Origin of the sequence: Peptoniphilus mikwangii, assembly GCF_000468535.1 — a bacterium.
Lineage (GTDB): Bacteria > Bacillota > Clostridia > Tissierellales > Peptoniphilaceae > Anaerosphaera > Anaerosphaera mikwangii.
The window spans coordinates 48,690-62,415 of record NZ_AUQY01000005.1; the positions used below are offsets into that span (position 1 = coordinate 48,690).

Consider the following 13,726-nt stretch of genomic DNA (forward strand, 5'->3'; position numbering starts at 1 on the left):
ATCATCCCTCCAATTTTTTATATAGAATATCTAAACAATCATTTAAAACTTCCTCTATGCCTCTTGTAGCATCAATAACACAATATTTTTTCTCTCTTGCAAGTTCTCTATAAGCCTCTTTAACTCTACTGTGGAATTCATTGCCACAAATTTCAATTCTGTCTCCTCCAAACTCAAGCTTTCTATTCTCAGAACTTATATTTCCGGTATCAAACAAGAATATCACATCAGGTTCAACTTCTCCTGTAGCAAACTTATTTATATTTTCTATACTTTCTCTACCAAGTCCTCTTCCAAAGCCTTGATATGCAATAGATGAAAGTACAAACCTCTCACATAAAACTATGCTTCCATTTTTTAACGCCGGAAGTATTTTTTCTTCAACATGCTGCGCACGAGAAGCTGCATATAAAAGTGCTTCTGTCCTTGATGTCATTTCAATATTTTCATTGTCTAATATTATATTTCTTATTTTTTCAGATATTTTTGTACCACCCGGTTCTCTTGTCTTTACAACATCATATTCAGCTTTTAATTTTTCATATACTAAATTTGCTATTGTACTTTTTCCGCAACCATCAGGTCCTTCAAATGTCACAAAAATTCCTCTCATAATATAACCTCAACCTTATTGTCAGCAATTCCAACAACTTCTATACCGACATTTTCATAGTTTAGTATTTCTTCAACTATTTTTTCAGTAATCAACTCTCCATAAGAGACTACCGGAATTCCCGGCGGATATGCCGCTATAATAGATGCGCTGACTCTTCCTATTGCATCTTTTATATCTACTTCTTCACTCGCACTGTAATATGCTTTTCTTGGAGTTGTAATCAATCCGGGCTTTATTATGTTTATACTTTTCACTTCGCAAATTTCATCAATATTCTTGTATAAATTTTTTAACGCACTCTCAAGTACCTTAAAATCATCTTTTTCATCGACTACGCTGCTCAGTGCAAGAACATAATATAAATCACCCATCTCTAATCTAATATTATAACTCATAAATAATTTTTTAACAACGTCAAAACCTGTATATCCATCTATTCTCATTAGTATCTTACTGTCATCAACACAAGCTATTGTATCATCATTCTTATCTCCGTCAAAAAATTTAACCTGTCCCTTTAAATTCTCTTTCATTTTTTTAATAAATTTACTATTTTCAGCAAGTCTTTTCGCTCCATGTTCTTGCATATAACTAACCGCAAATTCAGAAGATTGCATCAGTAAGTATGAAGGTGACGTACTTGATACCAAATTCATTCTATTAATTATTTTTCTGTGGGAAATTTCATCATTATTTACATGAAGCAGTGCCGTTTGTGTTAGACTTGGAATTGTTTTATGGGTTGAATGAACAATTATATCGGCTCCGCAATTTATTGCCGAATACTCTCTTAATTTTTCCGAAAATGCCATATGAGAGCCGTGAGCCTCATCAACTATCAGATAAGCATTAAACTTATGTACTATATCTGCAATCTCTTTTAATTTCAAACACACTCCAAAATAATTCGGACTAACTAATACAACTGCTTTTATCATCGGGTCTTTCTCTAACTGCCTTCTAATATCTTCAGGATCAATCCCCGTAATTAAATTATATTTATTATTATAATTTGCATATACATAACTTGGAACTAAATCGTTTATTACAAGAGAATTATATACGGACTTATGACAATTTCTCTGTATGAGAACATGGTCATTAGGATTAGTAACAGCTGAAATAGCAATATGAAGAGCTCCCGTAGAACCGTTCTCAACATAATAAGTTCTCTTGACACCGTAAATTTCAGCAATTTCTTGTTGTGATTTTAATATACATCCGTTTGGATTAAGTAAATTATCAGTACCAACAGTTTCTGTTATATCATTTTTATAATCAAAGTCAAAAATATCTTTTGATTTATGGCCCGGCATAGAAAAAACAACTTTGTCTTTCATTCTTTGAACAACATTAAAGATATGTCTTTCCAAACATCCTACCTCCTTATATTTTTGTTTATGCATAATTATAACATAGTTTTATACTCAATAATAATAAAATAAGCTCTATATAAAGAGCTTATTCATTAGATTTTAAAGATTCTATCATATCAATATTTTTCAATTTTTCATGGAAAATCACCATAATCAATATACTTACTATTACAGTAATCATAGATGCTATTATATAGCTTGATACTAATAACTTGGGCGATAACATAGCTTGATCCGGCGGTACTACTTGCAATACTCCATAGTGAAGAGCTTTTCCTACAAAAAGACCTATTACTATGCCGATAACTGTAAGTATCCATGTTTCTCTATATATATATTGAGTAGTTTCTCTTGCATAAAATCCAAGTACCTTTATTGTTGAAATTTCTCTTAATCTCTCTTCTATGTTAATATTTGTAAGATTATATAAAACCACCATGGCAAGCAGACTGGATGCAACTGTAATTACAACCTCAACTTTAGATATTGAATACATAAATCTGTCCATCAAATTTTTAACTACACTTAAATCCATAACCGATATTACAGATTTATAACTTGAAAATTCAGAGCTTAACTTATCAATCTCATCATTATTCATCTTTAAATTCATCAGATCTGAGTTAGGCGCATATTCTCTTCCAAATATTTTTTCATAATATTCAATATTCATAAAGATATAATGTCCGGTATACATCTCACATATTCCCGAAACCATCATTTTATATTCTCTATCTTCATCATCATTTAATTTTAAAATATCTCCTACCTTAAGATTAAATATTTTTGCAAATTTTTCACTTACTACTACTCCGTTATCAGATAATTCAATCGGCTCTTTAGTCACTCTATCTCTAATGGAAAAATACTTATCATACACTTTATCGGAGCTTGGAACTGTAAGTAACACTGCCTGATTTGTTCCCTTATATTCAATTTTTAAATTCTCCTGATAAAACTGTCCGCTTTCTATGTTATTTTTATCTACAAATCTTCTATATTCATCATACGAATTTTCATCTATATCTCTATCATAGATCACTGAAAGATTATATTTTAAAACCTCATCAAATTGAATATTTGCAATTCCTCTTACAGAACCTTTTATTCCAAAACCAAGTACAAGAAGTGCAGTACAACCCATAATTCCAATTATGGTCATTACCATTCTCTTTTTATATCTGAATAAATTTCGTGCCGTTACTTTTTGTAGAAAATCAAGTTTTGACCAAATAAAAGTTAATCTTTCAAACAAAATTCTATTTCCGTTTTTTGGCGGCTTAACTCTTAAAAGACTTGCCGTATTTTCTCTAAGGCTTGCATTTACAGAAATTTTCGCTGCAACCGCTGTAAACAAAAGTCCCGTTATAATAGATAACAAAATTCTGAAAGGATATATTTTATAAATTATCTCATTTTCAAAAACACTACCTGCATAATAAGCGCCTCCAATAATCATAGGAAGTATATAACTGCCAAGTACTGCTCCTATACTTCCGCCAAGTATTGAAGCTGATGCTCCGTAGTTGAAAAATTTTTTAGATATCTCTCTTTCTGTGTAGCCAAGTGCTTTATATGTTCCGATTATGGTTCTGTTATCCTCTACCATTCTCGTCATCGTATTAAATGATACAAGCATTGAAATCAGAAAGAAAAATACAGGAAATATATATGATAATTTATCTACTCTTCGTGAAAAATCAAGATACATATTCAAATCAAAGTTTGAAGTTCTTGGAGTTATAGAATAGCTCGGTCTTTTTAAAATTTTCAAAATCCTCTTCGCATCTGATATTTTTTTCTCTCCGTCAAATATTTTTTCATCTGCCTCTTTTGATTTATCTATAAACTCACGCTCACCTTTTTTTAAATCCACTTCAGATTTATATAACTTAGATTTTGCATTATTTAATTTATCTTGTCCCTTCTTTATCTCATCATTATAATTCTTTAATCCTTCTTCGTAATCTTTCTTACCGTCTTTAAATCTTTCTCTTCCATTTTCAAGATCGGATTTCCCCTCTATATACTTAGCGTAATTTTCATCATATTTTTTCTTACCGTCTTCATACTCTTTTTTGCCATCTTCAAGCTTTATTTTGGCATCATCAAGTTTTACCTTAGCATCATCAAGTTTTTGCTTACCTTCTATATATTTTCTCTTTCCGTCTTCAAGCTTATTTTTATTTTCAAAGTATTCCTGTTCTCCTTTATTAGCCTGTTCAATTCCTGAAAAAAGTTGTTTTTCTCCCTCAGCTAATTTCTCTTTACCTGCCTCAAGCTTAATCTTAGCTGTTTCAAGTTTTCCCTTACTTTCTTCTATCTTTAAAATTCCCGCTTTTGCAAGTCCGATTTGAGCTTTAAGAGTATCATAATCTTTTAATATATCTGTTCCTGCAGGTAATTGAGCATTTATTTTACTTATAGCCGCTTCAAGCTCGACCTTCTTACCTTCTAATGATGTCAACATTTGAGTCGCCGTTTCTATACCGGCAATAACTTGTGCTAAATTTTGCTCAAGTACGGCTTTTTTTGCATTTAACTCCGCCTTTTGTTCTTCTGTCAACGAAGGATCTTCTAATGCAAGAACAATTTGCGCAATTCCCTCTTCTATCTGAACCTTCTGTGCATTCAAAGTTGTAATATTTTCCTGCGCAGTACTTATTCCAGTAATGACTTGATTATATCCGTCTACTACCTGTTTAGCCTGTCCAAGAGCTGCATCTAAAGAATATATCTTTTCTCTGATTTGTGATAAATCGGTAGTATTTAATCCAACGGAATCTGCTAATTTTTTAATTCCGTCATTAAGTTCCTTTTCCGCATAAATTAATTTTTTTTCATTTTCAGATAACTCTTTCTTTCCTTCTTCAAGCTTTAATTTTGACTCTTCTATTTTTTTCCAACCATCATCAAGTTTTTTTCTTCCTTCAATGAGCTGTTGTTCTCCTTCAATCAGCTGAGTTTCACTTGCTTTAAGCTTACCAAGTCCCTCATCATATTCAGCTTTTCCGCTTATATATTTTTCTTCTCCGTCAGCTATCTCACGTTTTGCGTCATCAAGTTCATTCTTTCCTTCTACAAGTTTGTCATATCCTTCCGCAAGTTCCGTTTCACCTTTTTTTATATCCTGCTCGGATTTATAAAGCTTATTCTTTGCATCATCAAGTTTATCCTTAGCTTTAGATGTCTCGGAATCAAATTCTGCTCTGCCTTTTTTATATTCGCTCTTTCCTTCTTCTAATTTTTTTCTTCCATCCTCAAGCTTAGTCTTGGCATCAGATAATTTTTCTTTAGCATCGGCTATTTTATCTTCTCCCTTAAAAATTTCATCAGATATGTCAGACTTTAAATCTTCAAGCCTATTATCCGGTCTGTATTTAAAATCTATCTCCAAAGAATTTCTATGGCTTTCAACTGCTTTTTTATACTTATTTGAACTTGTTAAAAGTCCTACAGTGTCCTTAAATTTTATTTTTGCAGTAGTTACATCAATATCAAATTCATCAGAATTGATATATGCAAGTCCCTTTATATCTCCAAGACCTCTGTTTGACTGTCCTTTCGAATCTTGATTTGAAGCATAATTTGCGCTTTTAAAAAAACCTGTTACAACATAATCATAATCTTTCAAATACGGTTTTTTATCATCTTCCATACTGAATTTATTAATTTCACGCTGAAAATGGATGGTATCTCCTATTGAAATACCTTTTTCCTCCAATTTTTCATTTAAAATAATCTCTCTATTTCCATTTACAACTCTTCCTTTCACAATTATGGGCATGTCAATTTTATATGGCATACTTGAAACATTAATCAGTAAATTTTTTCCCTTTACCGAAAGATCTGTATCATATCCATATTCAAGTTCTGATATATCATCTTGTGATTCAATAATTTTTATATCCTCATCTTCAAATCCAAGAGGAGATTTTATCAAAATATCTTCTATATTTTGCCTATCAACCACTTTATCTATTGTGTATCTCATTATGGAGCCTGTTACAATAAGACCCACAAATACAAACACTCCAAGTGCAACTATAATTATTATAGAAAGATACCTTGAAAAAGTCCTCACGATTTCTCTGAGAGTGTCTTTATTCAAAAGATTCACAACATCCACCTACCACTCTATTTCATCAATACTACACGGACTGTCGTTTAAACTTATGCTTCTCACTTTTGCATCCGATATTTCTATAACCCTATTTGCAATAGGAGCTATCGCTTTATTGTGAGTTATAACAACAACAGTTGTTCCCATATCTCTACTTAAATTTTGTAAAATTCTCAAAACTTGTTTACCGGTTCTATAATCAAGCGCTCCGGTAGGTTCATCGCATAATAAAATCTTTGGATTTTTTGATATTGCTCTTGCAATAGCTACTCTTTGTTGTTCTCCGCCTGAAAGCTGTGATGGAAAATTATTTATTCTATCTCCGAGTCCTACTGATTCTAAAACTTCTTTAGAATTTCTTGCGTTTTTTACAATTTGATTTGCAAGTTCAACATTTTCAAGAGCAGTTAAATTTGGAATTAAATTATAAAATTGAAAAACAAATCCCATGTCATATCGTCTATATGTTGTCAACTCTCTCTTATTCATATTGGAAATTTCTTTATCATCAACCTTAATACTTCCCTCCGACGGAGTATCCATTCCGCCTAAAATATTTAACAAAGTGGACTTTCCGGCTCCTGATGGACCTAAAATTAATGCAAATTCACCTTTTTCAATTTCAAAACTGATGTCATTATTTGCTAAAATTACAGTTTCACCCATAGTGTATCTCTTATATAAATTCTTAACTTCTATAAATGCCATTTCGTCCTCCAAAACTCTATTTATTTAATAATTATATCACATTTTTTATCTTATGTTTAATTATGTATCATTTAAAATACATAATTATTACAATTTGTAAATTTTATGTTTAATTAAATTTATATAAAAACAAAAACTTGCGAGAGTTTATTTTTCTCGCAAGTTTTTGTTTTTATATTTAATTTTTAATTATTTCCAGCAAGGAGCTTCTTTTTCATCTACTCCAATATTTTTAGCTACAAACACAGGATTTTTACCTTGTGATTTTTGTGATGCATAGTCTTTTAATGCCTTAATTGTAACTCCGCCCAACATCAAAATTGAAGGTAAGTTGATTAATGCCATAATACCCATTAACAAGTCCCCTAAATCCCATAGGAATCCGGCTTCTTGAGTAGCTCCTACAAATATAATTAGAACTGCTACTATTCTATAGATTGTCATAAATGTCTTGCTTGGAACTTTTCCGTTAATATACGCTAAGTTGTTATCTACATAGTATAAATTACCAATTAATGTTGTAAATGCAAATAGAATTAATGCAAATGTTATGAAATAGAATCCCATACCGCCAAATCTTGTTGCTAATGCATTTTGAATATATGGAGCACCGCTCATTTCCGCATTCGGTTCAATTCCTGAACTCAATCCCATAAATGCTGTTGCAGAACAAATTAATATTGTATCTATAAAATACTGAAAGCATTTGTACAAGACCTTGTTTTACAGGGTGAGATACATCTGCTGATGCCGCAGCGTTCGGTGCAGAACCTATACCTGCTTCATTTGAATATAGTCCTCTTTTAATACCATACATCATTGATGAACCTGCTATACCGCTAAATATAGCCTTAAAGTCAAATGCATCGCTAAAGATTTTTCCGAATACCATAGGCATATTTCCTATATTTAAAATTATCATTATAATTGACGCTGCGATATAAACAACACCCATCACAGGAACTAATACAGATGTAAATTTAATTATTCTCTTTCCGCCGCCAAAAATACAATATGCTGTTATAAGAGCTAAAACTCCGCCTATAATTTTTGGTGTAATATTTGCATCATAGAATGAATAACTGCTAAAGCTTGTTTGTAAATTGAAAGCCGCCAACATATTAAAACCAAGAGCATATGTTGCAATTAAACTAACTGAGAAAATTATTGCAAGAGCTTTGTTCTTTAATGCTGTTTCAATATAATATGCAGGTCCCCCATAGTAATTTCCTTCACTGTCTTGTCTCTTATAAATTTGGGCAAGAGTAGATTCAACGAATGCAGATGCTCCGCCTATTATAGCTATAACCCACATCCAGAAAACTGCACCATATCCACCTAGACATAATGCTGTTGAAACTCCGACAATATTACCTGTACCTACTCTTGATGCTGTTGATACCATTAGAGCTTGGAATGATGATACAGAACCTTCTTTATTCGGTTTTTCCATTACTACCTTAAATGTTTCACCTAAATACTTAAACTGGATAAGTCCGGTTTTAACTGTAAAATATAAACCTATTACTAAAAGCAAAATTATTAATATAGGATAATATAACACTCCATTTAATTTTCCTATGATGTTACTTAAAAATTCCATATTTCCTCCTATTAATCATATAAATATATTTAAATCCAAAGAATTTGATAATTCTTCCAATATTTTCTTACCTCTTACACTGTTGCCGGATCCGTCAAGCCTTGGAGAATATGTGCAAATTCCGCATTTCCCCGGAACTATTCCTATTATTCCTCCGCTAACTCCACTCTTTGACGGAAATCCTACTTCCATAAGATACTTTCCGCTTTCTTCATACATCCCGCAAGCAGCCATAAGTGCCAATGTAATTTTAACAACCTTTTTTGATATAAGCTGTGTCTTTCCATCTAATGACATTCCACCATTAGCAAGAACTGCAGCAATAGTTGCAAGCCCTTCTATATTTATTCCTATAGAACAATTTCTGATATACAGATCAAGCACATCTTCCGTATCTTCTGAAAAGATATTTTTACTCTTTAGATAATATGCTATCGAACGATTTATATCCGTAGTCTGCATTTCAGAATTATATACAGTCTCTAAAAATGTCACTTCATCGCTATTACTTAAAATCTTTACTTTTTCAACAACTCTATTAAATCTCTCGTCCACATCTTTCCCTCTGATTAATGATGCTGTGGTTATAGCACCTGCATTTATCAAAGGATTTGCAGCTCTGTCTTCAATAGGTCTTATGGAGTTAAATTTATATTCTGTCGCTTCTGTTCCAACTCTCGAAAAAACTTCTTCCTCACCGGCATCTTCAAGTGCCATTATTAAAGATATTATTTTTGATATTGATTGCATAGAAAAAATCAGTTCTGTATCTCCTCTCAAAACTCTTTCTCTATCAACCGTTACTACGGCAAGTCCAAAGTTATCTGCATCTACATTTGCAAGTTCAGGAATATATGTGGCAACATTTCCAACTCCTATAAGATTTTGAGTACTTTTTATGACCTCATCTACCCTTGCTTCCAAATTTTTGATATCCATTAGTCTATACTCCTTATAGTTTCTTCTATCTTGTCAATAAATTCTGTTTCATAATCTAAAATATATCTTTCTTTAAGCAAATATTCCCTTCCGATACATGTTATCTCATTACCACGTCTTCCAACATTCGTAGTTATAAATTTTTTCTCTTCTAAATATTTGAGAATATTTCTTATTTCATTTTCAGATATTTTATAATAGATTGTTGTAAACAGCTTTTCAATCGTCCTTCTTCCGGGACCTCTGTTTAATATTTGCAAAGCATATATCAATTTTAAAACTAAAGCAAATTCACATTCTTTGGAAAGATATCTGTCAAGATGTAAATTTTTAGGTATAGAATCAAATCCGACTTCTTTTTTAGTCATAACCTCTATATAGTTTAGTATGTTTTTCAATTCTCTTACATTTCCCGGCCAATTATAATTTATGCAAAATTCCTCAAAATCTCTGGTAAAGTTTCTTGTTATGCCTTTCTTTTTCATATAGCTGTTAATTATTAAATAAGTGTCTTTACCTCTTTCATGCAGCGGAGAAATATTAATTTCAAAAGCATTTAACCTATATAATAAATCCATTCTAAAATTTCCGTCTACGACCATTTTATTTATATCTTTATTTGTTGCCGCTATTATTCTAACATCCACATCTATAAGTTTGTCTCCACCTACTCTCATAATTTTCTTTTCAGCTAAAGCTCTTAAAAGTCTCGGTTGAAGTTCCATAGGAAGATCCCCTATTTCATCTAAAAACAAAGTCCCGCCATTTGCTCTTTCAAATAGTCCTATCTTTCCGCCCTTCTTAGCCCCTGTAAATGCACCTTCTTCATATCCGAATAATTCAGACTCGAGAAGTGTTGCTGATAGAGTAGAACAGTTTATAGCAACAAACGGTTCCTTTGCTCTATTCGAGTAGTTATGAATTGAACCTGCAAAAAGTTCTTTTCCCGTTCCGGTATCCCCTAATATCAATACCGGATTTTCCGTTTTAGAATACACCTTTGCTATTTTTATACTTTCTTTTATGTTAAATGAATTTCCGATTATATTGTCAAATGTATACTTTGAAAAATATCCGCTTTTAAAAATCTTATTCGTCTTATTATAAAGTTCAACAACATTAAAATATTCTCTTAGAATTATCATTTTGCCGAAGATTTCAGATTTGTATTCTATATTTCTCACAGTTATAAAACATTCAACATTTCTTACCTTTATCAGTTCTTCTTTAACATCCTGATCTCGTATTATTTTTAAAAATTCTTCTTCTCTTTCGAAAACCTCATATAAATTTTTATAAAGAACATCTTTTTTGCTAATGCCTAAAATTTTACACATAACACCATTTATAGTATTTATGTCAAAATCGGAGTCTACAATCAAAACTCCTCCATCAAGATAATCTATGGCAAATTCAAGTTTCGCTTCTGAAACATACTTTTGTTCCAGCGAATAATTAATTCCGTACCAAAAAGTAGGTACTAAATTTACCATCTTAAGCACTATATCCCTTGCAACTTTTTCTTCAATATTTAAAATATAAATTATATCAAGAACATTAGATACGTCTAAAATCCTATGACCTATTATAATATCCTTACCTGTAATTCCATCTTCCAAATCCATTTTTTCCGGTGCAACGTGAATTATGTAATCATATTCTTTTGAAGTAAGTATCTTACCCGGAAAATACGGTTCCATAAATATATCTGTTCTTCCAAGCTGATATATAAGCGCCATAGTTTCATTCGCCATAAATTCATTTATATTTACAACTAAAACTTTACTGTCCGCTTCTATCTTATTCAATTCTTTAAGCGCTGCTTTTGTAATTGTACGCTTCATCATAAGATGCGGTGCATCACAGTTGATTTTTTTAATAAGCAAATTTATAATTTCGGGATCCGTATATAATATTAAATCTGTATCTTTAACCGGCGGTACCGGTTCCATTTCCAAATTTCTATAATCTACCAAGACATCTTTAAATATTGAATTTACTTGTTCTTTATAAAAAATTGATGCTTCCTCGTCAATAGAAAGAATTGTAATCCTTTTCATGCTCCCTCCTTTTTTATGAGATCATTAACTTTATAACGCAATTTTCGTGCCAACCTTTAAATTTTAAATATTAGGAAAACAATACGATTTGCAGTTCAGCATAGTCATATTATAACTTATTAAATGGGATACTATATATTATACTATATTTTTAATCCCATTAACAGAGTTCTTTTACTGTATTATCTTTTAAGACATTATGATATAATTAGAATAGGTGATTATATGTTGATGGAAATTTCAAATTTAAGCGCATCCTATGGGAAAAATTTAATTCTGAATTCAATATATTTTACTATAGAAAAAGGGCAAAGTATTTGTATTTTAGGAGAAAACGGCTGTGGAAAATCAACTTTGTTGAAATCAATCTGCGGTCTCAAAAAATATTCGGGAGAAATAAAATATTCCGACTCTCTAAAAATCTATTACTTGCCTCAAGATAATGTATTGATAGAAGACATAAATGTATATGATAATATCAAACTGTTTTTAAATAATACATCTGATATTAAAAACAACAAATACATAAAATTATTTGAGATAGACAAGATATTCAAAAATAAGGTGTCTTCACTTTCAGGAGGGACAAAGAAAAAAGTTTCTCTATGCTTGAGTTTAATGGAAGATAATGATTTATTAATTTTAGATGAACCTTTTGCAAACTTAGATTCAAAAAATAAATCACTGTTTTTGGATATATTCAAAACAAAAAAACTAAATGGACTTTCTATTTTATACACTTCTCACCTAAATGACATGTCTGCCGCATCAGACATTAAACTTTATTTAAAAGACGGAAAATTGGAGGTCATGGTATGAAAAAATTAAAAGGTGCAATAAATTCTAAATTGATTATTGCGGTATTGGCAGTACTTGTAGTCGGAGGCGGAATATTTGCGTTTACAAAAGGAGCTTCCGGATCAAAAGCGGAAGTTGCAAAAGCTCTTATGGGATTAAAAGATGAATATTCTAATACTATAAATGATTTTGCTCCCGACTTCGGAACAAAAGAAATGATGCAAAAATATTCTAAAGACGGAATTTTTTCTGCAGATATAAATCTAAATACGGATTATTTTAAATCCCAAGGTATAGATAGTGCAGGATTAACTTACTCTATAAAAAACAATCCGAAAGAAAATTTATACAGTCTTACCTTAGATGCAAACGGTGGAAGTCTATCAGCTTCAGCAGATCTTACACTTATTAAAAATGACGTATATCTAAATATTCCTATGCTATATGACAATGCATTTAAAATTGTCGGAGACACAGTCGGAGCCGATATTCAAGATTCTGCACTTGTAAAGTTCTTGGGAGCTGACTTATCTGAGTATAAAGATTTAAAATTTGATTTTACTTCCTTACCACGCACAACAGATGAACTTAAAAAAGATTTTTCAAACTATATAAAAACAGAATCCAATTCATTAATAAAAAATCTTGAAGTTACAAAATCTTCTGCATCTGATGATGAAACTGCAAAAATTAATAATTTATTAACTGATTCATCAAGAAAAATAACTCCTGAAAAATTCGAACTGAAATTTAAGGCAGATGATATTAAAGCAGTAATGAAAAAGTCATCAGAATATATCGTGGATTTACAAAAAAGAGAACTTGCCGCAATAGGATTTAATGATGAAAGTGCACTTGAAGATATCAGTTCTTCAATCAAAGAAGCTCAAGAAAAAATTGATGAAATGAAAATTGCGGATCCATATATAATAAATGTATTTATCGAAAACGGAAAGGTAGTTGCAATCAATACAAATATTTCCGAAGAAGAAAAAATTTCAGCAGAAATATACTTCTTAGGTTCTAAAAATACAACAGACAATATGATCCTTAATATACTTGAAGATGACAAGGAAAAAACTACAATCTCTTCTAACATGTCATTATCAGACAGTGCAAACATCATTAATGTAAATGTTAAATCAGAGTATGACGAAATAAATTATACCGAAACTTATAACCCTACAGATAAAACTCTAAAGGTTGAGGGTAATTTTAACGAAGAAGTTATTTCTCTATCAGGAAAATTTGAAAATATTGAAAAGGGAAAGGGATATAATTTTATATTTGATAATATTTCTATTCCGGGTATTGAGTTTAATTTGAGCGGAAATTTAAATTTCTCAACTGAAACTCCTGAAATAAACGCTCCTGAAAATGCAATAGAAATTTTAAAACTTGACGAAAGCGAAATCCAATCACTCATGACAAAAATTGAAGGAAATGTTCAATCATTTATGATTGCAGTACAACAACTTGGAATGTAGTACCTGTATTAAAAGG

At 31.1% G+C, this 13,726-nt stretch carries 8 protein-coding genes and 1 pseudogene; 2 read left to right on the forward strand and 7 right to left on the reverse strand.

Going from position 1 to position 13,726, the window contains the following annotated elements; all coding sequences use genetic code 11:
- Position 1 precedes the first annotated feature (1 nt).
- The 7 genes and pseudogenes from tmk to M915_RS05255 all read right to left on the reverse strand — a co-directional run bounded on the left by tmk (position 2) and on the right by M915_RS05255 (position 11,425).
- Positions 2–613 (reverse strand): dTMP kinase, encoded by a 612-nt coding sequence (gene tmk, locus M915_RS05225; protein WP_036730174.1) that lies wholly within the window; start codon positions 611–613, stop codon positions 2–4.
- Entirely contained in the window at positions 610–1,989 is a 1,380-nt protein-coding gene (locus M915_RS05230) for an aminotransferase class I/II-fold pyridoxal phosphate-dependent enzyme (protein ID WP_036730177.1), read from the reverse strand. Before M915_RS05230 ends, tmk begins: the two co-directional genes overlap by 4 nt.
- Positions 1,990–2,077: 88 nt before the next feature.
- Positions 2,078–6,112 carry an FtsX-like permease family protein gene (locus M915_RS05235; protein ID WP_036730179.1) on the reverse strand — a complete coding sequence of 1,345 codons (4,035 nt, stop codon included), beginning with the start codon at positions 6,110–6,112 and terminating at the stop codon, positions 2,078–2,080.
- Between the two features lie 9 nt (positions 6,113–6,121).
- Complete coding sequence (locus tag M915_RS05240) at positions 6,122–6,823, reverse strand: ABC transporter ATP-binding protein (RefSeq protein ID WP_036730181.1); 702 nt, start codon at positions 6,821–6,823, stop codon at positions 6,122–6,124.
- 189 nt (positions 6,824–7,012) lie between these two features.
- Positions 7,013–8,426, reverse strand: a pseudogene (locus tag M915_RS05245) (alanine/glycine:cation symporter family protein).
- A gap of 15 nt (positions 8,427–8,441) precedes the next feature.
- On the reverse strand, positions 8,442–9,365 hold the full coding sequence (gene glsA, locus M915_RS05250) for a glutaminase A (protein WP_036730183.1): 924 nt from the start codon (positions 9,363–9,365) through the stop codon (positions 8,442–8,444).
- Entirely contained in the window at positions 9,365–11,425 is a 2,061-nt protein-coding gene (locus M915_RS05255) for a sigma-54 interaction domain-containing protein (RefSeq protein WP_036730185.1), read from the reverse strand. The genes glsA and M915_RS05255 overlap by 1 nt, the downstream gene beginning before the upstream one ends.
- A 225-nt stretch (positions 11,426–11,650) precedes the next feature.
- Here M915_RS05255 and M915_RS05260 point away from each other — a divergent pair, with 225 nt between their 5' ends.
- Entirely contained in the window at positions 11,651–12,244 is a 594-nt protein-coding gene (locus tag M915_RS05260; protein WP_036730187.1) for an ATP-binding cassette domain-containing protein, read from the forward strand.
- Positions 12,241–13,710 carry a hypothetical protein gene (locus tag M915_RS05265; protein WP_036730189.1) on the forward strand — a complete coding sequence of 490 codons (1,470 nt, stop codon included), beginning with the start codon at positions 12,241–12,243 and terminating at the stop codon, positions 13,708–13,710. The genes M915_RS05260 and M915_RS05265 overlap by 4 nt, the downstream gene beginning before the upstream one ends.
- Positions 13,711–13,726 lie beyond the last annotated feature (16 nt).

Excerpts from the sequence above, each read along its gene's own strand:
- M915_RS05265 (WP_036730189.1), top strand. The coding sequence starts at position 12,241 with ATGAAAAAATTAAAAGGTGCAATAAATTCTAAATTGATTATTGCGGTA.
- glsA (WP_036730183.1), bottom strand. The coding sequence starts at position 9,365 with ATGGATATCAAAAATTTGGAAGCAAGGGTAGATGAGGTCATAAAAAGT.
- M915_RS05240 (WP_036730181.1), bottom strand. The coding sequence starts at position 6,823 with ATGGCATTTATAGAAGTTAAGAATTTATATAAGAGATACACTATGGGT.
- M915_RS05260 (WP_036730187.1), top strand. The coding sequence starts at position 11,651 with ATGTTGATGGAAATTTCAAATTTAAGCGCATCCTATGGGAAAAATTTA.
- tmk (WP_036730174.1), bottom strand. The coding sequence starts at position 613 with ATGAGAGGAATTTTTGTGACATTTGAAGGACCTGATGGTTGCGGAAAA.
- M915_RS05255 (WP_036730185.1), bottom strand. The coding sequence starts at position 11,425 with ATGAAAAGGATTACAATTCTTTCTATTGACGAGGAAGCATCAATTTTT.